This is a genomic window from Micrococcus sp. Mcc28 (assembly GCF_024519775.1).
GTDB classification, from domain to species: Bacteria; Actinomycetota; Actinomycetes; order Actinomycetales; family Micrococcaceae; genus Micrococcus; species Micrococcus luteus.
In genome coordinates this window covers 1-422 of the sequence record NZ_JALJRH010000047.1, presented here as the reverse complement: position 1 = coordinate 422, position 422 = coordinate 1, and the positions used below count along the sequence as shown (strand labels likewise).

1 protein-coding gene is annotated in these 422 nt (G+C 54.5%); it reads left to right on the top strand.

All coding sequences use genetic code 11. The annotated features are described in order from the left end of the window. A partial coding sequence (locus NR073_RS11410; RefSeq protein ID WP_256748842.1) for a hypothetical protein occupies positions 1 to 405 on the top strand: 405 nt, incomplete at its 5' end. Between the last annotated feature and the right edge of the window lie 17 nt (positions 406 to 422).

Sequence of the window (422 nt, the reverse complement as noted above, 5' to 3'; positions counted from 1 at the left end):
GAGAAAGTAGTAGGGGAGGAAATATTAGAAAGTAAGGTCGAGAAGAGGGGAAAGGAAAGAAAAGGCCCGGCGGGCCGGAGGAAGAGGAGGGGGAAGAGGGGGAGAGGAAGAAGGAGAAAGGAGAAGAGGGGAAAAAAGGGAAAGGAAAGAAAGAAAGGAGGGGGGAAGGGAGAGGGGAAAAAGAGGGGAGGGGGAGGGGGGGGAAAGAGGAAAGGAGGGGGGAAGAGGGGGAAGAGGAGAGAAGGAAAAGAGGGAAGAGGAGGAAGGGGGAAGAAAAGAAAAAAGAGAAGGGGAGAGGAGAAGGAGGGGAAGGGAAGAAGAAGAAGGAAGAGAAAGAAAAAGGAGGAGAGGAAAGGGGGAAAGAAAAGGAGACGACGGGGACCGCACGGACGGGCCAGGCCATGACATCAACTACCAGGCCG